General features: G+C 71.7%; 15 protein-coding genes. 12 read left to right on the forward strand and 3 right to left on the reverse strand.

Annotated features, from left to right (window positions below; genetic code table 11):
- Positions 1-194 precede the first annotated feature (194 nt).
- A complete protein-coding gene (locus tag ACF1BE_RS24515; RefSeq protein WP_392201166.1) occupies positions 195-1,613 on the forward strand; it encodes a sugar porter family MFS transporter in 1,419 nt (472 codons plus the stop codon).
- A gap of 622 nt (positions 1,614-2,235) precedes the next feature.
- Here ACF1BE_RS24515 and ACF1BE_RS24520 read toward each other — a convergent pair.
- A complete protein-coding gene (locus ACF1BE_RS24520; RefSeq protein WP_392201167.1) occupies positions 2,236-3,684 on the reverse strand; it encodes a cytosine permease in 1,449 nt (482 codons plus the stop codon).
- 170 nt (positions 3,685-3,854) lie between these two features.
- Here ACF1BE_RS24520 and ftsY point away from each other — a divergent pair, with 170 nt between their 5' ends.
- A complete protein-coding gene (ftsY, locus tag ACF1BE_RS24525; RefSeq protein ID WP_392201168.1) occupies positions 3,855-5,060 on the forward strand; it encodes a signal recognition particle-docking protein FtsY in 1,206 nt (401 codons plus the stop codon).
- Between the two features lie 106 nt (positions 5,061-5,166).
- Here the strand turns inward: ftsY and ACF1BE_RS24530 are convergent, their stop codons facing one another.
- Positions 5,167-5,826, reverse strand: coding sequence for a bifunctional DNA primase/polymerase (locus ACF1BE_RS24530; RefSeq protein WP_392201169.1), 660 nt, complete (start codon positions 5,824-5,826; stop codon positions 5,167-5,169).
- Between the two features lie 455 nt (positions 5,827-6,281).
- Here ACF1BE_RS24530 and ACF1BE_RS24535 point away from each other — a divergent pair, with 455 nt between their 5' ends.
- The 5 genes from ACF1BE_RS24535 (at position 6,282) to ffh (ending at position 13,931) form a co-directional block, all read left to right on the forward strand.
- On the forward strand, positions 6,282-7,760 hold the full coding sequence (locus ACF1BE_RS24535; protein ID WP_392201170.1) for a hypothetical protein: 1,479 nt from the start codon (positions 6,282-6,284) through the stop codon (positions 7,758-7,760).
- Positions 7,761-8,089: 329 nt separating this feature from the next.
- Positions 8,090-9,424 (forward strand): ammonium transporter, encoded by a 1,335-nt coding sequence (locus tag ACF1BE_RS24540; RefSeq protein WP_392201171.1) that lies wholly within the window; start codon positions 8,090-8,092, stop codon positions 9,422-9,424.
- Positions 9,421-9,759: a P-II family nitrogen regulator gene (locus ACF1BE_RS24545; RefSeq protein WP_392201172.1), complete on the forward strand. Its 339-nt coding sequence runs from the start codon at positions 9,421-9,423 to the stop codon at positions 9,757-9,759. The genes ACF1BE_RS24540 and ACF1BE_RS24545 overlap by 4 nt, the downstream gene beginning before the upstream one ends.
- A 41-nt stretch (positions 9,760-9,800) precedes the next feature.
- Complete coding sequence (locus ACF1BE_RS24550; RefSeq protein WP_392201173.1) at positions 9,801-12,293, forward strand: [protein-PII] uridylyltransferase; 2,493 nt, start codon at positions 9,801-9,803, stop codon at positions 12,291-12,293.
- Between the two features lie 84 nt (positions 12,294-12,377).
- Complete coding sequence (gene ffh, locus ACF1BE_RS24555; RefSeq protein WP_392201174.1) at positions 12,378-13,931, forward strand: signal recognition particle protein; 1,554 nt, start codon at positions 12,378-12,380, stop codon at positions 13,929-13,931.
- 151 nt (positions 13,932-14,082) lie between these two features.
- On the opposite strand, the gene ACF1BE_RS24560 is transcribed toward ffh, so the two are convergent.
- Positions 14,083-14,964, reverse strand: coding sequence for an SAM-dependent methyltransferase (locus ACF1BE_RS24560; RefSeq protein ID WP_392201175.1), 882 nt, complete (start codon positions 14,962-14,964; stop codon positions 14,083-14,085).
- A gap of 526 nt (positions 14,965-15,490) precedes the next feature.
- Between ACF1BE_RS24560 and ACF1BE_RS24565 the strand changes: the two genes are divergently transcribed.
- The 5 genes from ACF1BE_RS24565 (at position 15,491) to trmD (ending at position 18,609) form a co-directional block, all read left to right on the forward strand.
- Positions 15,491-16,087 (forward strand): hypothetical protein, encoded by a 597-nt coding sequence (locus ACF1BE_RS24565; RefSeq protein WP_392201176.1) that lies wholly within the window; start codon positions 15,491-15,493, stop codon positions 16,085-16,087.
- 384 nt (positions 16,088-16,471) lie between these two features.
- A complete protein-coding gene (gene rpsP / locus ACF1BE_RS24570; protein WP_121786685.1) occupies positions 16,472-16,894 on the forward strand; it encodes a 30S ribosomal protein S16 in 423 nt (140 codons plus the stop codon).
- 5 nt (positions 16,895-16,899) lie between these two features.
- A complete protein-coding gene (locus ACF1BE_RS24575; RefSeq protein ID WP_005479813.1) occupies positions 16,900-17,139 on the forward strand; it encodes an RNA-binding protein in 240 nt (79 codons plus the stop codon).
- A 94-nt stretch (positions 17,140-17,233) separates the two neighbouring features.
- Positions 17,234-17,779 carry a ribosome maturation factor RimM gene (gene rimM, locus ACF1BE_RS24580; RefSeq protein WP_392201177.1) on the forward strand — a complete coding sequence of 182 codons (546 nt, stop codon included), beginning with the start codon at positions 17,234-17,236 and terminating at the stop codon, positions 17,777-17,779.
- Complete coding sequence (gene trmD, locus ACF1BE_RS24585) at positions 17,776-18,609, forward strand: tRNA (guanosine(37)-N1)-methyltransferase TrmD (RefSeq protein WP_392201178.1); 834 nt, start codon at positions 17,776-17,778, stop codon at positions 18,607-18,609. The genes rimM and trmD overlap by 4 nt, the downstream gene beginning before the upstream one ends.
- Positions 18,610-18,664 lie beyond the last annotated feature (55 nt).

The raw sequence follows: 18,664 nt of genomic DNA on the forward strand, positions 1-18,664 counted from the left end.
TTCTTGAACGTGAAGTGTGGATCTGTATCTCAAAGCTCACACGCATCGGACTATTGACTTCGAAACTTGAAGGCATAGTCTCTGCAACGTTGCTTTTACCTTCAGGTATGAGTGGTGTGAACGTGTGCCCCACTGGATACCTGGAAGGGATCTACCCCACCCCGGCAGCGTTGCCGCGGCCCGAGGAGTTTTCCGTGACCAGCACAGCGCAGGCACCTCAGTCAGGAGCCAGGTCAGCTCATCCCGATCATCTCGGGCATGTCATCTTCATCGCGGCGGCTGCCGCCATGGGCGGTTTCCTGTTCGGTTACGACAGCTCCGTCATCAACGGCGCCGTCGAGGCCATCCGCACCCGCTACGACGTCGGCTCGGCGGCCCTGGCCCAGGTCATCGCGATCGCCCTGATCGGCTGCGCCATCGGCGCCGCCACCGCCGGCCGCATAGCCGACCGGATCGGCCGCATCCGGTGCATGCAGATCGCCGCCGTCCTCTTCACCATCAGCGCCGTCGGCTCCGCCCTGCCCTTCGCGCTGTGGGACCTCGCCTTCTGGCGCGTCATCGGCGGATTCGCCATCGGCATGGCCTCCGTCATCGGCCCCGCCTACATCGCCGAGGTCGCCCCGCCCGCCTACCGCGGCCGGCTCGGCTCCTTCCAGCAGGCCGCGATCGTCATCGGCATCGCCGTCTCCCAGCTGGTCAACTGGGGCCTGCTGAACGCCGCCGGCGGCGACCAGCGCGGCAAGCTGATGGGCCTGGAGGCCTGGCAGGTCATGCTCGGCGTGATGGTCGTCCCGGCCGTCCTGTACGGCCTGCTGTCCTTCGCGATTCCCGAGTCCCCCCGCTTCCTGCTCTCCGTCGGCAAGCGTGAGCGCGCCCGCGAGATCCTCGCCGAGGTCGAGGGCGAGGGCGTCGACCTGAACGCCCGCGTCGCCGAGATCGAGCACGCGATGAAGAGCGAGCACAAGTCCACGTTCAAGGACCTGCTCGGCGGCGGTTTCTTCTTCAAGCCGATCGTCTGGATCGGTATCGGCCTGTCGGTCTTCCAGCAGTTCGTCGGCATCAACGTCGCGTTCTACTACTCCTCGACGCTGTGGCAGTCGGTCGGCGTCGACCCGACGGACTCGTTCCTCTACTCCTTCACGACGTCGATCATCAACATCGTCGGCACCGTGATCGCGATGATCTTCGTCGACCGCGTCGGCCGCAAGCCGCTCGCCCTCATCGGTTCGGTCGGCATGGTCGTGGGTCTCGCGCTGGAGGCCTGGGCGTTCTCCTACGACCTCGTCGGCGGCAAGCTGCCCGCCACCCAGGGCTGGGTCGCCCTGATCGCCGCCCACGTGTTCGTCCTCTTCTTCGCCCTCTCCTGGGGCGTGGTGGTCTGGGTCTTCCTCGGTGAGATGTTCCCGAACCGGATCCGTGCCGCCGCCCTCGGCGTGGCCGCCGCCGCGCAGTGGATCGCCAACTGGGCCATCACCGCGAGCTTCCCGTCGCTGGCCGACTGGAACCTCTCCGGCACGTACGTGATCTACACGGTCTTCGCCGCGCTCTCCATCCCGTTCGTCCTCAAGTTCGTCAAGGAGACGAAGGGCAAGACCCTGGAGGAGATGGGCTGAGCCTCCTCGCGAGGTCCCCGTACTCGGGGAGAAGGGCCAAGTCCCCGCTGCCCCTCTCCTCGTACCGTCCGCCGCCCCCGGCCCGGCCACTGCCCGGACCGGGGGCGGCGGTGCGCTGTCCGGGCACGCCGCGGCGGGAACGGGAGCCGCGGGAACCGAAAGGCGCCGGAGCAGCGGGAGGCGCCGGAGCCGTGGGAACCGGAGTCGGGCCGAAGCCGAAGGAGCCGGAGAGTCCCGGGCGTCGGCCCCCCCGGGCGTGGCGCGCCGCTACCGCGTCCTCCCCGGCGGCCGCGTACGTCACCGGGCCCGGAGGCGCGGTCCGCAGGCCGCCGACGTCGGCCACCGGGCGAGGACGGCGCCCGGTCCGCGAACAGCGGCGGACCCCACACCCCTCGTCCGCCCCTCCTCCGCCGGCATCGGTCCGGGCGCCCGGCGCCGCCGTACCCGGCAGGTGTGCGCTCGGCGGGAACGGCAGTCCGGGATCGGGACGTACGACCGCGGGACGCGCCCGAGGGAGCTGCGACCGGGGGACGCCACCGAGGGAGCTGCGACCGCGGGCATGCGAAGTCCCCCTCCGGTGCGGCTCGGTGGAGGGGGACGGTGGCCGGTGGCCGGTACGGGGTCAGACGGTCAGGATCTCGGGCTCCGGCGCGGGCGTGCCCGCCGCCGGACGCCCGACCGCCGGCTTCGGCAGCGCCAGGTACAGCACACCGGAGATCACGATCGTCGCCACCCAGCCGAGGCCGTACTCGCCGATCACGTTGTTCTTCGCGAGCGGGCCGGTGAACCAGTCGGACGTGGTGAACATCAGCCCCGACAGCAGGCCGACCGCCCACGCCGCGACGGCCGCGGGGGAGAAGCCGCCCCGGTACCAGTAGGCGCTGGTGCGCGTGGTGTCGGCCATGGCCCGGCCGTCGTACTCGGTGCGGCGCAGCATGTCCGCGCCGAAGACGCCGACCCAGGCGGAGAAGGCGACGGCGAGCAGGGACAGGAAGGCGATGAAGGAGCCCATGAAGCTCGTCGCCACCAGCATCAGCACGCCGCCGAAGATCAGCGAGATCACGGCGTTGACCGAGACGGCCCAGTGCCGCGGCACCCTGAAGCCGAGGGTCTGTGCGGTGAAGCCCGCCGAGTACATCGACATCGAGTTGATCAGCAGCATGCCGATCAGCGCGATGACCAGGTACGGCACCGCGATCCACGTCGGCAGGATCTCGCCGAGGAAGGACACCGGGTCGGTCGCCGAGGCCAGGTCGGGCGTGGACACCGCCATCACCGCCCCCATCAGGACCATCGGCAGGACGACGACACCGGCGCCGCCCACCGCCGTCCCCACGATCGCCTTCGACGACGCGGTGCGCGGCAGATAGCGGGTGAAGTCCGGCGCGGACGGGATCCAGCTGACGCCGCCTGCCGCGATCATGCCGACGCCGGTGATCACCGAGGCCGTGGAGCCGGCACCGTGGTCCATGACCTTCGACCAGTCGGTGTTCGCCACCAGGTAGCCCAGGACGAGCACGGAGAAGACACCGAAGAGGTACGTCGCGTACTTGTTGCACTTCTGCACGGCGTTGATGCCGAGCCCGGAGATCACGAAGGTCGCGACGACGAACGCCAGCAGCATCACCATGTCGAGCACGCTGTTGGCCCTGATGCCGAACAGGATGTCCAGGATGGTGAGCATCGCGTAGGCGCCGGTCACCGCGTTGATGGTCTCCCAGCCCCAGCGCGCGACCCAGATCAGCGAACCGGGCAGCAGGTTGCCGCGCTGCCCGAAGACCGCGCGCGACAGCGCCATGCCGGGCGCGCCGCCGCGCTTGCCCGCGATGCCGATCAGCCCGACGAGGCCGTACGACACGACCGGCGCGGCCACGGCGACGACCAGCGCCTGCCAGATGTTCAGGTGGTAGGCCACGACCAGGCTGGCGCCCATCGTCAGCAGCAGCACACTGATGTTCGCGCCGACCCAGGTGGGGAACAGCTCGCGGGTCTTCGCCGTGCGCTCGTGGTCGGGGACCTGCTCGATACCGCGGGTCTCGAGAGCGCCTTCGGTCTCGACGGTTTTGCTCATGAAAGAGGTGCCAGACATGGGGGGACAGGGGGACGAGGGGACTCTACGCGCGTGGACAGCGGTGTCACCATCGTACTTTGCTCCGAGTCCTTGTGTTAAGTGGCGTTTGTCTCTCGGAGGAAGCCACAAACGAGGCTCTCAGGATGCCCATGGCCGATACTGGTCGGGTTATGGAAACCGTCATCCTTGCTGTAGTCATCGCCGTGGTCGTGCTCGGCGCGCTCGGCGGGCTGATCGTGGGCAGCCGGCGCCACAAGCCGCTGCCTCCGCCGCCCCCGAGGACGCCCGACATCACCGCGCCACCGGCCGAGCCGCACGTCGGCGACGAGGCCGAGACGCCGCGCGACGAACCGCGCCGGACGATCGAGGAGGTGGATCTCCCGGGCGGCCCCCCGCCGGTCGCCGTAGAGGAACCCCCCGTAGTCGAGGCTCCTGTCGGGATCGAGATCCCGGAGCCCACCGCAGGCCGGCTGATCCGGCTGCGCACCCGCCTGTCCCGCTCGCAGAACGCCCTCGGCAAGGGCCTGCTCACGCTGCTCTCCCGTGAGCACCTCGACGAGGACACCTGGGAGGAGATCGAGGACACGCTGCTCACCGCCGACGTCGGCGTGCAGTCCACCCAGGAACTGGTCGAGCGGCTGCGCGAACGCGTGCGGGTGCTCGGCACCCGCACCCCCGTGGAGCTGCGCGCCCTGCTGCGCGAGGAGCTGCTCAACCTGGTCGGCACCGACGTCGACCGCGCGGTCAGGACCGAACCCGAGGGCCGCAGGCCGGGCATCGTGATGGTCGTCGGTGTCAACGGCACCGGCAAGACCACCACCACCGGCAAGCTCGCCCGGGTGCTGGTCGCCGACGGCCGCACCGTCGTACTGGGTGCCGCCGACACCTTCCGGGCCGCCGCCGCCGACCAGCTCCAGACCTGGGGCGAGCGCGTCGGCGCCTACACCGTGCGCGGTCCCGAGGGCGGCGACCCCGCCTCCGTGGCCTTCGACGCGGTCAAGGAAGGCAAGGAGATGGGGACCGACGTCGTCCTCATCGACACCGCCGGCCGCCTGCACACCAAGACCGGCCTCATGGACGAGCTGGGCAAGGTCAAGCGTGTGGTGGAGAAGCACGCGCCGCTGGACGAGGTGCTGCTCGTCCTGGACGCCACCACCGGCCAGAACGGCCTGGTGCAGGCCCGCGTCTTCGCCGAGGTCGTGAACATCACCGGCATCGTGCTGACCAAGCTGGACGGCACGGCCAAGGGCGGCATCGTCGTCGCGGTCCAGCGCGAGCTGGGCGTGCCCGTGAAGCTGATCGGGCTCGGCGAGGGGGCGGACGATCTCGCGCCCTTCGAGCCGGAGGCGTTCGTGGACGCGCTCATCGGCGAGTAGGAAGCGGCCGCGGCAGGGGAGGCGTCCTCGGCCGCGACAGGAGAGGGAGAAGCGCCCGCCCCCGAGGTGCAGTCGGGGACGGGCGCTTCGTCCTGTGCGCCCGCGGTCAGGCCCGGGAGCGGTGCGCCACGTACGCCAGCGCGCCCAGCAGCAGCCGGGCCGCCGGCGGGCGCGTCACCGCGTCCAGCGCGGGCGGGCGGAGCCATCGCACCGGGCCGAGGCCGCCCCGGTCGGACGGCGGCGCGGTGATGTGCGTCCCCGGGCCGAGCCCGCGCAGGTCCAGCGCGGCGGGGTCGTCCCAGCCCATGCGGTACAGCAGCCGGGGGAGGTCCGCGGCGGAGCCGGGTGCCACGAAGAAGTGGGCGCGGCCGTCCGGGGTGGCGGTGACCGGGCCGAGCGGAAGACCCATGCGCTCCAGGCGGAGCAGGGCGCGGCGGCCGGCCGACTCGGAGACCTCGAGGACGTCGAACGCCCGGCCCACCGGCAGCATCACCGAGGCGCCGGGGAACTCGGCCCAGGCCTTGCCGACCTCGTCCAGCGTGGCCCCGGCCGGCACCGGCGGCGCGAAGCCCAGTGGGTGCGCGCCCGGCGCCGGGCAGTCGGGCCGTCCGCACGAGCAGGTGCCCGCCGCGGCCCGCGCCCCCGGCACCACGTCCCAGCCCCACAGTCCGGTGAACTCGGCGGCGACGGCTGTGCACTCGGCGGACCGGCCGCGCCGGCGCGTGCCGGAACGGATCTCACGGATGCCGCCGATCGTGAAGCCCATGCCCCCTCCAACGGGTCCTGCGCGCCGGTGGTCACGCCACGGAGCGAGACGGAAGCGGAACGTAACGTTACGGCTCGCCCGCCCCTGACGCTCCGGGGGCGAGGTGGCGCTCGGAAGCGCATCGGGTGGCACATCGCGGGACGCGCGCCCCCACGTGCATCACTTCGCCCGCTTCCCTTCGTCCTGTGTCAAGTCAATCGTGCGGAGCCGACGGTGAGTTCATACGAAGGGGTGGCGAATGGTGGCGTTTCCGGGATTCCCGTGGTGGGTGCGTGATCGGGGGATTACTGTCAGTGTGCGAGTCCTGGGGGCGCATGTACCCGTGGGTATGCCGGAGGCAAGTCGTCAGCTCGTTCGAAGGGTGAGAAGCGGCGGACGGGAGGCCGTCCTCACCGGCATTCTGATAGGGCTTGGCGCACTCGGCGGCAAGTGGTCTCAGGTATGGGGGCGTTCCAGTGGGCGGCAACGGCGGTAGCGGGACGAACGCTGACAAGCGCCCCAACGAGCTGCTCGGTTCGTGGTTCGTGCGCAGCGGCTGGTCCAAAGGCGAGCTGGCCCGCCAAGTGAACCGCCGGGCGCGCCAGTTGGGCGCCAACCACATCTCCACCGACACCTCACGCGTACGGCGCTGGCTGGACGGGGAGAACCCGCGCGAACCGATCCCGCGCATCCTGTCTGAGCTGTTCTCCGAGCGCTTCGGCTGCGTGGTCTCCGTCGAGGACCTCGGCCTGCGTACCGCCCGCCGGTCACCCGCCGCCTCCGGAGTCGACCTGCCCTGGACGGGCCCGCAGGCGGTCGCCCTGCTCAGCGAGTTCTCCCGCAGCGACCTGATGCTCGCCCGGCGCGGCTTCCTCGGCACCTCCCTCGCGCTGTCCGCGGGCCCCTCCCTCATCGAGCCCATGCAACGCTGGCTCGTGCCGGTCCCGGGCGCCGCGGGCCCGCCCGAACCGCGGTCCGCCCTCGACCCCCGCAGGCCGGGCCGGCTCTCCCAGCCCGAGCTGGACCTGCTGGAGTCCACCACGCGCATGTTCCGCCAGTGGGACGCCCAGTGCGGCGGCGGCCTGCGCCGCAAGGCGGTCGTCGGCCAGCTGCACGAGGTCACCGACCTGCTCCAGGAGCCCCAGCCCGAGGCCACCACCCGCAAGCTGTTCCAGGTCGCCGCCGAACTGGCCGAACTGGCCGGCTGGATGTCGTACGACGTCGGCCTCCAGCCCACCGCGCAGAAGTACTTCGTCCTCGCCCTGCACGCCGCCAAGGAGGCCGGGGACAAGCCGCTCGGCTCGTACATCCTCGCCAGCATGAGCCGTCAGATGATCCATCTCGGCCGGCCCGAGGACGCCCTGGAGCTGATCCACCTCGCCCAGTACGGCAGCCGCGACTGCGCGAGCCCGCGCACCCAGTCCATGCTGTATGCGATGGAGGCCCGCGCCTACGCGAACATGGGCCAGCCCGGCAGGACCAAGCGCGCGGTCCGCATGGCCGAGGACACCTTCGCCGAGGCCGACGAGTGGGACGAGCCGGACCCCGACTGGATCCGCTTCTTCTCCGAGGCCGAGCTGTACGGCGAGAACTCCCACTCCTACCGCGACCTCGCCTATGTCGCCGGCCGCAGCCCCACCTACGCCTCCCTCGCCGAGCCGCTCATGCGGCGTGCGGTGGAGCTGTTCGCCAAGGACTCCGAGCACCAGCGGTCCTACGCGCTCAATCTCATCGGCGTGGCCACCGTGCACCTGCTCCAGCGCGAGCCCGAGGAGAGCACGGCCTACGCCGCACAGGCCATGGACATCGCGAAGAAGGTCCGCTCCGAGCGTGTGAACACTCGTATCCGAAAGACGGTCGACACGGCCGTACGCGACTACGGCGGCCTCGGCGCCGTGGCCGACCTCGCCGACAAGCTCGCCGTCGATCTCCCCGAGAACGCCGAGGCGGTCTGACCCGGAGAGAACACATGCCCCGGCCGCGGCCGGTCCTCCCGAACTGCCCGACTCGGCTCCCCCATGCCAGGTCATCGAGAGGCCGACCGCGGCCGGCTCTTCTCCTCCCGGAGACGGTCGCGCCACGGTAACGATCGCGCGGCCGCACATCCGGCACTTCACCGGCGCGTAACACGCACGGCGTCTTCGTCACCCCGGCGAAACAACGAGGGGCTTCCACCGAAACCGCGCTGCGCCAGTCTCAGGGCGCATAACCGGCCACCCCTCAACCGACCGGACCGCTCAGGCACCGCCCGCACGGGGCCGTACCAACCGACGAGGAGACGCCGATGGCACCAGCCATCATGCTTGCGGCGGACGCACCCAGACTGTCGTCCGCCAACACCGGCTTCATGCTCATCTGTTCCGCCCTGGTGATGCTCATGACGCCGGGCCTGGCCTTCTTCTACGGAGGCATGGTCCGCGTCAAGAGCACCCTGAACATGCTGATGATGAGCTTCATCAGCCTCGGGATCGTCACCATCCTCTGGGTGCTCTACGGCTTCTCCCTCGCCTTCGGCACTGGCAACAAGCTGATCGGCTGGAACACCGACTGGTTCGGGCTCAGCAACATCGGGCTGACGGAACTCTGGGACGGCTACACCATCCCGGTCTACGTCTTCATGGTCTTCCAGCTGATGTTCGCGATCATCACGCCGGCCCTGATCAGCGGCGCCCTCGCCGACCGCGTCAAGTTCTCCGCCTGGGCGCTCTTCATCACCCTGTGGGTCACGGTCGTCTACGTGCCGGTCGCCCACTGGGTCTGGGGCGCCGACGGCTGGGCCTACAAGCTGGGCGTGATCGACTTCGCGGGCGGTACGGCGGTCCACATCAACGCCGGCGCGGCGGCCCTCGGAGTCATCCTCGTCATCGGCAGGCGCGTCGGCTTCAAGAGGGACCCGATGCGTCCGCACAGCCTCCCGCTGGTCATGCTCGGCGCCGGTCTCCTCTGGTTCGGCTGGTTCGGCTTCAACGCGGGCTCCTGGCTCGGCAACGACGACGGCGTCGGCGCGCTGATGTTCGTCAACACGCAGGTCGCCACCGCCGCCGCCATGCTGGCCTGGCTCGCCTACGAGAAGATCCGCCACGGCGCCTTCACCACGCTCGGCGCCGCCTCCGGCGCGGTCGCCGGCCTGGTCGCCATCACCCCCTCCGGCGGCGCGGTGTCCCCGCTCGGCGCGATCGCCGTCGGCGCCATCGCCGGTGTCGCCTGCGCCGCGGCCGTCGGCCTGAAGTTCCGGTTCGGCTTCGACGACTCCCTCGACGTCGTCGGCGTCCACATGGTCGGCGGCATCATCGGCTCGCTGCTCATCGGCTTCTTCGCCACCGGCAAGGGCCAGTCCGCCGCCACGGGCGTCCTCTACGGCGACCACACGTTCACCCAGCTGTGGAAGCAGTGCGCCGGTGTCTTCGCGGTCCTCGCCTACTCCCTGGTCGTCTCCGCCGTCCTCGCCTTCCTCCTCGACCGGACCCTCGGCATGCGGGTCACCGAGGACGAGGAGGTCTCCGGCATCGACCAGGCGGAGCACGCCGAGACCGCATACGACTTCAGCGGCGCCGGCGGCGGAGTCACCGCGACCGGCGCCCCCCAGGCCGCCGCGCAGACCAGGAAGGTGGACGCATGAAGCTCATCACGGCCGTCGTCAAGCCCCACCGGCTCGACGAGATCAAGGAAGCCCTTCAGGCATTCGGGGTCCACGGACTGACGGTCACCGAGGCCAGCGGCTACGGTCGGCAGCGGGGCCACACCGAGGTCTACCGCGGCGCCGAGTACACCGTCGACCTCGTCCCCAAGATCCGCATCGAGGTGCTCGTCGAGGACGACGACGCCGAGCAGCTGATCGAGGTCGTCGTCAAGGCCGCCCGTACGGGCAAGATCGGCGACGGCAAGGTGTGGTCGCTGCCGGTCGAGACGGCCGTACGGGTCCGCACGGGCGAGCGCGGGCCGGACGCGCTCTGACACGGACGCGCTCTGACATGACGGAAGAACGGAGTCGCCGGGTGACGGGTACGGATGTGCGCGACGAAGCGGAAGACTCGGGACCCAGCGGCTACGCGGCGGCCCGGCTGCACCTCCTCGGTGAGGGGGCGCGGCCCGGGCCGCCGCGCCGTAGCGCCCTCGCGGAACTGACCGACGACTGGCTCGCCGGACTGTTCGCCGCGGCGGCCGGCGGCCTCGGCGGCGTCTCGCTCGTCGCCGTCGGCGGCTACGGCCGCGGGGAACTCTCCCCGCGCAGCGACCTCGACCTCGTGCTGCTGCACGACGGCTCCGACCCCGGTGCGGTCGCCGCCCTCGCCGACCGGCTCTGGTACCCGGTGTGGGACCTCGGCATCGCCCTGGACCACTCGGTGCGCACCCCGGCCGAGGCCCGCAGGACGGCCGGCGAGGACCTGAAGGTCCACCTCGGCCTCCTGGACGCCCGCCACCTCGCCGGCGACCTCGGCCTCACCGCGGGGCTGCGCACCGCCGTCCTGACCGAGTGGCGCAACCAGGCCCCCAGGCGCCTGCCCGAACTCCGGGAACTGTGCGCCGAGCGCGCCGAACGGCAGGGCGAGCTGCGCTACCTCCTGGAACCCGACCTCAAGGAGGCCCGCGGCGGTCTCCGCGACGCCACCGCGCTGCGCGCCGTCGCCGCGTCCTGGCTGGCCGACGCCCCGCGCGAGGGTCTGGCCGAGGCCCGCCGCCGCCTCCTCGACGTCCGCGACGCCCTGCACCTGTCCACCGGCCGCGCCACCGACCGGCTCGCCCTCCAGGAGCAGGACCAGGTGGCCGCCGCACTGGGACTGCTCGACGCCGACGCCCTGCTGCGGCAGGTCTACGAAGCGGCCCGCGTGATCGCGTACGCCAGCGACGTCACATGGCGCGAAGTGGGACGCGTGCTGCGCGCACGCTCCGTCCGGCCGCGCCTGCGGAAACTGGCGAAGGACCGCGGCGACCTCCTCCGCAGGGCGGTGGCGGGCGACGGTGGCAAACCCGTCACCGAACGCTCCCCGCTCGCCGAGGGCGTCGTCGAACAGGACGGCGAGGTGGTGCTCGCCCGCACCGCACGCCCCGAACGCGACCCCGTGCTCCCGCTGCGGGCCGCGGCCGCCGCGGCGCAGGCCGGCCTCCCGCTCTCCCCGCACGCCGTACGGCGCATGGCCGCCACCGTCCGCCCCCTGCCCGCGCCCTGGCCCGCCGAGGCCCGCGAACAACTGGTCACCCTCCTCGGCTCCGGCCGCCCGACGGTCGACGTCTGGGAGGCCCTGGAGGCCGACGGCCTGATCACCCGCCTGCTCCCCGACTGGGAACGGGTCCGCTGCCGCCCCCAGCGCAACGCCGTGCACGTCTGGACCGTCGACCGGCACCTGATCGAGACCGCCGTCCGCGCCTCCGAGCTCACCCGTCGCGTCAGCCGCCCCGACCTGCTCCTCGTCGCCGCCCTGCTGCACGACATCGGCAAGGGCTGGCCCGGTGACCACTCGGTGGCCGGCGAGATCATCGCCAGGGACGTCGCCGCGCGGATCGGCTTCGACCGCGCGGACGTGGCGGCGCTGGCCACGCTCGTGCGGCACCACCTCCTGCTGGTCGAGACGGCCACCCGCCGCGACCTGGACGATCCGGCCACGGTCCGCTCGGTCGCCGAGGCGGTCGGCACCCAGAGCACCCTGGAGCTGCTGCACGCCCTCACAGAGGCCGATGCCCTCGCGACCGGCCCGGCCGCGTGGTCCTCCTGGCGCGGCTCCCTCGTCGCCGACCTGGTCCGCCGGGTCCGCGCCGTCCTCGCCGGGGACGCCCCCGACGAGCCGGAGCCCGCCGCGCCCACCGCCGAGCAGGAACGCCTCGGCATCGAGGCCTTCCGCACCGGTGGCCCGGTCCTCGCCCTGCGCGCCCAGACGGACCCCGAACCGGACGAGGAACCGTCCGGCGATCCGGAGCCCCTGGGCGTCGAACTCGTCATCGCCGTTCCCGACCAGCCCGGCGTGCTGCCCGCGGTCGCCGGTGTCCTCGCCGTCCACCGCCTGACCGTCCGCACCGCGGAACTGCGGGCCCTGCGCCTGCCCGGCGACGTGGACGACGACGGCTCGGTCCTCCTGCTCAACTGGCGGGTCGCCGCCGAGTACGGCTCCCTGCCGCAGGCGACCCGCCTGCGCGCCGACCTCGTCCGCGCCCTGGACGGCACCCTGGACATCGCCGGCCGCCTCGCCGAACGCGACGCGGCCTACCCCCGCCGTCGCGGCTGGACCGCCCCGCCGCCCCGCGTGACCGTGGCCCCGGCGGCCTCCCACCACGCCACGGTGATCGAGGTCCGCGCCCAGGACGCGCCGGGCCTGCTGCACCGCATCGGCATGGCCCTGGAGAAGGCGGGCGTACGGGTGCGGAGCATGCACGTCAGCACGCTGGGTTCCAACGCGGTGGACGCGTTCTACGTCACCACGGGCACGGGCGCGCCCCTGCCCGCCGAGGACGCCACGTCGACGGCCGGGGCACTGGAGGAGACGCTGCGAGGATGACCCTGCCCCGGTGCCCCCGGCGCCGGGATACCCTGGAGGGCGATTCCCAGAAGACCGTCACCGACCCCGAGGACCGCGAGCGCCGTGTTCGACACTCTCTCCGATCGCCTGTCAGCGACTTTCAAGAACCTGCGCGGCAAGGGACGGCTCTCCGAGGCGGACATCGACGCCACGGCACGTGAGATCCGTATCGCGCTTCTCGAAGCGGACGTGGCGCTGCCCGTCGTGCGGTCGTTCATCAAGAACGTCAAGGAGCGCGCGCTCGGTGCCGAGGTCTCCCGGGCGCTGAACCCCGCGCAGCAGGTCCTCAAGATCGTCAACGAGGAACTGGTCACCATCCTCGGTGGCGAGACCCGCCGCCTGCGCTTCGCCAAGCAGCCGCCCACCGTGATCATGCTGGCCGGTCTCCAGGGCGCCGGCAAGACCACCCTCGCGGGCAAGCTCGGCCGGTGGCTGAAGGAGCAGGGCCACTCCCCGCTGCTGGTCGCCTGTGACCTCCAGCGCCCCAACGCCGTCAACCAGCTGAGCGTCGTCGCCGAGCGCGCCGGTGTCGCGGTGTACGCCCCCGAGCCGGGCAACGGCGTCGGTGACCCGGTCAAGGTCGCCAAGGACTCCATCGAGTTCGCGAAGTCCAAGGTCCACGACATCGTGATCGTCGACACCGCCGGCCGCCTCGGCATCGACGCCGACATGATGCAGCAGGCCGCGGACATCCGGGACGCGGTCTCCCCGGACGAGATCCTGTTCGTGGTCGACGCCATGATCGGTCAGGACGCCGTCAACACCGCCGAGGCCTTCCGCGACGGCGTCGGCTTCGACGGCGTGGTCCTCTCCAAGCTCGACGGCGACGCCCGCGGTGGCGCGGCCCTGTCGATCCGGCAGATCACCGGCAAGCCGATCATGTTCGCGTCGAACGGCGAGAAGCTGGACGAGTTCGACGCGTTCCACCCGGACCGGATGGCCTCCCGCATCCTCGACATGGGTGACCTGCTCACCCTGATCGAGCAGGCGGAGAAGACGTTCAGCCAGGAAGAGGCCCAGAAGATGGCCTCGAAGCTGGCGTCCAGGAAGGGCCAGGACTTCACCCTGGACGACTTCCTGTCCCAGATGGAACAGGTCAGGAAGATGGGCAGCATCAGCAAGCTGCTCGGCATGCTCCCCGGCATGGGCCAGATCAAGGACCAGATCAACAACCTGGACGAGCGGGACGTCGACCGCACCGCCGCGATCATCAAGTCGATGACCCCGGCCGAGCGCCAGGAGCCGACGATCATCAACGGCTCCCGCCGCGCCCGTATCGCCAAGGGGTCGGGTGTCGAGGTCAGCGCGGTGAAGAACCTGGTCGAGCGGTTCTTCGAGGCCCGCAAGATGATGTCCCGCATGGCCCAGGGCGGCGGCATGCCGGGCATGCCGGGGATCCCGGGCATGGGCGGCGGCCCCGGCCGGCAGAAGAAGCAGCAGAAGAAGACCAAGGGCAAGCAGCGCTCCGGCAACCCGATGAAGCGCAAGCAGCAGGAGCTGGAGGCGGCCCAGCGCCGCGAGGCCGCCGCGCAGAACGGGGGCGCGTTCGGGCTGCCGGGCCAGCAGGCCGGCCAGGACTTCGAGCTGCCGGACGACTTCAAGAAGTTCATGGGCTGACCACGCCCGTGGACCGGCAGGGTCCGTATGTCGCCGGGGGCGCCCTTCCGGGGGCGCCCCCGGCGCATGCCGGTGCGGGGCCCGTGCCGCAGGCCGCCGAGCGGCGTGCGGTTCTTCTCCGTCTCCGCCGCCGAGTTCATCGGGACGGCCCTCAGGGCACGCGGGCGACGAGGTAGCGGAAGACGTTCGGCATCCACACCGTGCCGTCCGGGCGGCGGTGCGGATGCAGGGCCTCCGTCAGCTCCTTGTCCACCTGCCTGGCGTCGGTCGCCGCGATCGCCGCGTCGAACAGGCCCGTCGACAGCAGACCTCGGACGGCGCTGTCGAGGTCGGCGTACCCGAACGGGCAGGCGACCCGTCCCGAGCCGTCCGGCCGTAACCCGGCCCGCTGGGCGGTCTCCTCAAGGTCGTCCCGCCGGGCCGGCCGCCAGCGGCCCGCGCCGCGCGGCGGATCGGCCGGTTCCGCGGCCGCCCGCAGCACCGAGGAGGTGGCGCAGCGCTCCGGCGGACCCCAGCCGGCCAGCACCACGGCGGCCCCGCGCCCGGCCAGCGGCACCGCCGCGGCGAGGAGGTCGCCGAGCCCCTCGGCGTCGCCCGCGAGGCCGCCGATCGGCTCCAGGACAGTGATCACGGTGTACCCGGCGGCCTCGGTGCCGGCCGTGTCCCAGGGCGGGCCGTCGAGGAGGCGCGCGGCCGTGCGCGCGTGCGTGCCGGGCGGGCCGCTCCGTCTGCCGGGCGGGAGGGCCGGCAGCAGACGATCGCGTGCCAGGGCGAGCCGTTCGGGGGACGCGGGGTCGGCGCCCGTGACCGCGGCGCCCCTGGCGGCCGCCATCAGCAGGGCCAGTCCGGCCCCGCAGCGCAGGCCCAGCAGCCGGGTGGCGGGGCCCACGTCGAGTCGGTCGTACACGGTTTCGTACAGGGGTACGAGCATCCGCTCCTGGATCTCGGACCAGTCACGCGCGCGTGCGCTCCGGTCCGCGCGCGGTGCGGAGACCGCGTGAGACACGTGCTGCCGCACGAGCGTAGGTGTCATAGGTAAGCGCCCCAATCCGCCGACAGTCCGCCGTCGCGCCCGGTCGCATGGCCCCCGTGTGCCGTGCGCGCGCCCTTCCCACGTATGCCAGGTAACTCCCGGCTCGCGGTGGCGTCCAGGGGTCGAGGACCCCGGTTTGGTGCCGGGACGCCGGTGTGGCGAGAATTCGCATCCCGGCGGTCCGGTCGGCCGTACGGTGTGCGTTCCTTGGCGGACGGGCCGGTGCCGGAGGGCCGGACGGCTCGGGGTAACGTCACGAGCGCCGTGGACGCTGACCGAGGTGAGGGCGAGCGCCGGAAGCGGCCTGAACACCTCTTGCGGATCCGCCATCCCGGAGCGTGCCAGGGCGTACGGGCTCGGGCGTAGCGCGGACTACGCACCGGCTTGGTAGGAGCTGCGTGGCTTATCCGCAGATCAGCGCACCCGCCCCCGTCTCCGCGCATCAGTGCCAACTGACGGGTACGTGCAAATTATTTGGGATGCCCCGGAATCGGAACACAGTGGCACCCCCGCTCGTTGTCATTACGTGAGCACGACACAGACACCCCCTGTTCTCGCCGCGGAGCTGGCGCAGGCGTGGGCCGACATTCAGCGGTACCACCCCGAACTGCCGGACCTCGCCGCGCCAGAATCCCTGATCGGAGAGTCGTCGTCCGCGTGCGGACACGCACTCTCCTTCGAACGACTGCTCCATGAGGCAGTCCACGGCATCGCCGCCGCCCGGGGGATCCGCGACACCTCCCGGGCCGGCCGCTACCACAACCGTCGTTTCCTGGCGATCGCCGAGGAGCTGGGCCTGGACCACCCCGAGGAGCCGCACCCGAGCAGCGGTTTCTCGCTGGTCACGCTCAATCCCGAGGCGAAGCGGCGCTACCGCCCGACCATCGAGCGGCTCCAGCGTGCGCTGAAGGCCCACACGGTGGCCACCTCGGCCGACACCTCCCGCACCTTCCGCGGGCCGGCCGCCCGGCACGGCTCCTCCGGCGGTGGCGTCCGGGTCAAGGCGGTGTGCGACTGCGGCCGCAACGTCCGGGTCGTCCCCTCGGTGCTGGCCCAGGCGCCCATCGTCTGCGGCGGCTGCGGCAAGCCGTTCCGGATCCCGGAGGTCGTGGGAGCGGCGTAGCCACGAACCGCGGTCACCGGCATCTCGTGGGTGCCGGACGAGGGCTCGCACCCCGCGGACAGTCGTGCCTCCCCCCGGCTCCTCCGGCCGGGGGGAGCCCCGGGCGGCACGGGCGGGCGCGGACACCACCCGCACGGCGCCGGACGGCGCACCCGCCGTACGCTCAGGTCCGCGCCGGGTGCCGCGCCGGCTGCGCGGCACCGCCTCCCGCACCCGCCGCCGAGGGCGGCCCGCCGGGTGTGGCACAATGGCTAGCTGTACTCGACAGCCGAACAGGACCCCTCTCTCCTCCGGCTGACGCGTCCGTCGGGCACTCGGGTACCGCAACCCCACGCGGCGTCCTGCCGTGCCCAACTCACGTCAAATCCAGGAGAACCCACTCCCGTGGCAGTCAAGATCAAGCTGAAGCGTCTGGGCAAGATCCGTTCGCCTCACTACCGCATCGTCGTCGCCGACTCCCGTACCCGCCGTGACGGCCGGGCCATCGAGGAGATCGGCAAGTACCACCCGACCTACCACCCGTCGATCATCGAGGTGGACGCCGACCGCGTGGCGTACTGGCTCGGTGTCGGCGCTCAGCCGACCGAGCCCGTTCTCGCCATCCTGAAGAAGACCGGCGACTGGCAGAAGTTCAAGGGCGAGCCGGCTCCCGCGCCGCTCCTCGTCGCTGAGCCGAAGGCCGCGCGTCCGACGTTCGAGGCTCTCGGCGGCGACGACGAGGGCAAGGGTGAGGCCATCACCCAGAAGAAGAAGGCTGAGAAGAAGGACGAGGCCGCTGCCGAGTCCTCCGAGTCGACCGAGGCCTGAGCAGCATGCTCGAAGAGGCGCTTGAGCACCTCGTGAAGGGCATCGTCGACAACCCTGACGATGTGCAGGTCGCCTCGCGTGACCTGCGCCGCGGTCGTGTGCTCGAGGTCCGGGTCCACCCGGACGACCTCGGCAAGGTCATCGGCCGTAACGGCCGTACCGCGCGCGCCCTGCGCACCGTCGTGGGCGCGATCGGCGGTCGCGGTGTCCGCGTCGACCTCGTCGACGTGGATCACGTCCGCTGACGCTTTATCGCATCCGGCTCGGGCCGGGGAGGGCCACTGGGCCGTCCCCGGCCCGCAGTCGTGTGAGGCAGAAGATGACAGGAGAATTGGACACGTGCAGCTGGTAGTCGCACGGATCGGCCGCGCCCACGGCATCAGGGGCGAGGTCACCGTCGAGGTACGTACCGACGAGCCCGAACTGCGGCTCGGCCCGGGCGCCGTCCTGGCCACCGACCCGGCCTCCGCCGGCCCGCTCACCATCGCCACCGGGCGCGTCCACAGCGGCCGTCTGCTCCTGCGCTTCGAGGGCGTCACCGACCGCGGCGCCGCCGAGGCCCTGCGCAACACCCTGCTGATCGCCGAGATCGACCCCGAGGAACTCCCCGAGGGCGAGGACGAGTACTACGACCATCAGCTGATCGACCTCGACGTGGTCACCGAGGACGGCACCGAGGTCGGCCGGATCACCGAGGTCTCCCACCTGCCCTCCCAGGACCTGTTCATCGTGGAGCGCCCGGACGGCAGCGAGGTGATGATCCCCTTCGTGGAGGAGATCGTCACCGAGATCGACCTGGAGGAGCAGAAGGCGGTCATCGCGCCTCCGCCGGGCCTGATCGACGACCGCGCCGAGATCGCCTCCGCCAGGGAAGAAGAGGCATGAGGCTCGACGTCGTCACGATCTTCCCCGAGTACCTGGAACCGCTGAACGTCTCCCTCGTCGGCAAGGCACGCGCACGCGGACAGCTCGACGTCCACGTGCGCGACCTGCGCGCCTGGACGTACGACCGGCACAACACGGTCGACGACACCCCGTACGGCGGCGGCCCCGGCATGGTCATGAAGACCGACCCCTGGGGCGACGCCCTGGACACGGTCCTCGCCGACGGCTACGAGAAGGGCGCCCGGTCGCCGGCGCTCATCGTGCCCACCCCCAGCGGCCGGCCCTTCACCCAGGAACTCGCCGTCGAACTGTCCGAGCGGCCCTGGCTCGTCTTCACCCCGGCCCGCTACGAGGGCATCGACCGGCGGGTCATCGACGAGTACGCGACCCGCATGCCGGTCCACGAGATCTCCATCGGCGACTACGTCCTCGCCGGCGGCGAGGCGGCCGTCCTCGTCATCACGGAGGCCGTGGCCCGGCTGCTGCCCGGCGTCCTCGGCAACGCCGAGTCCCACCGCGACGACTCCTTCGCGCCCGGTGCGATGGCCGGCCTCCTCGAAGGCCCCGTCTACACCAAACCGCCCGTCTGGCGCCGCCGGGAGATCCCCGACGTGCTGCTCAGCGGCCACCACGGCAAGATCGCCCGCTGGCGCCGTGACGAGGCCCTGCGGCGTACGACGGAGAACCGGCCGGACCTGATCGAGCGCTGCGCCCCGGAGGCCTTCGACAAGAAGGACCGGGAAATGCTCTCCGTCCTCGGCTGGGAGCCGGACCCGGAGGGTGATCCGTACGGCCGATTTTGGCGCCGGGCGAAGGGCATGGAAGAATAGGCAGCTGTTGTGCGTCCGTCCGGCGCGCGCCCCTGCCACAGGGGGACACGACGCC

It is taken from the genome of Streptomyces sp. NPDC014991 (genome assembly GCF_043080665.1).
In the GTDB taxonomy this organism is placed as follows: domain Bacteria; phylum Actinomycetota; class Actinomycetes; order Streptomycetales; family Streptomycetaceae; genus Streptomyces.

Bases quoted from the DNA above. Each gene is read 5' to 3' on its own strand.
- ACF1BE_RS24520 (WP_392201167.1), bottom strand. From the start codon at position 3,684: ATGAGCAAAACCGTCGAGACCGAAGGCGCTCTCGAGACCCGCGGTATC.
- ftsY (WP_392201168.1), top strand. From the start codon at position 3,855: ATGGAAACCGTCATCCTTGCTGTAGTCATCGCCGTGGTCGTGCTCGGC.
- ACF1BE_RS24530 (WP_392201169.1), bottom strand. From the start codon at position 5,826: ATGGGCTTCACGATCGGCGGCATCCGTGAGATCCGTTCCGGCACGCGC.
- ACF1BE_RS24540 (WP_392201171.1), top strand. From the start codon at position 8,090: ATGGCACCAGCCATCATGCTTGCGGCGGACGCACCCAGACTGTCGTCC.
- ACF1BE_RS24545 (WP_392201172.1), top strand. From the start codon at position 9,421: ATGAAGCTCATCACGGCCGTCGTCAAGCCCCACCGGCTCGACGAGATC.
- ACF1BE_RS24560 (WP_392201175.1), bottom strand. From the start codon at position 14,964: ATGACACCTACGCTCGTGCGGCAGCACGTGTCTCACGCGGTCTCCGCA.
- ACF1BE_RS24575 (WP_005479813.1), top strand. From the start codon at position 16,900: ATGCTCGAAGAGGCGCTTGAGCACCTCGTGAAGGGCATCGTCGACAAC.
- trmD (WP_392201178.1), top strand. From the start codon at position 17,776: ATGAGGCTCGACGTCGTCACGATCTTCCCCGAGTACCTGGAACCGCTG.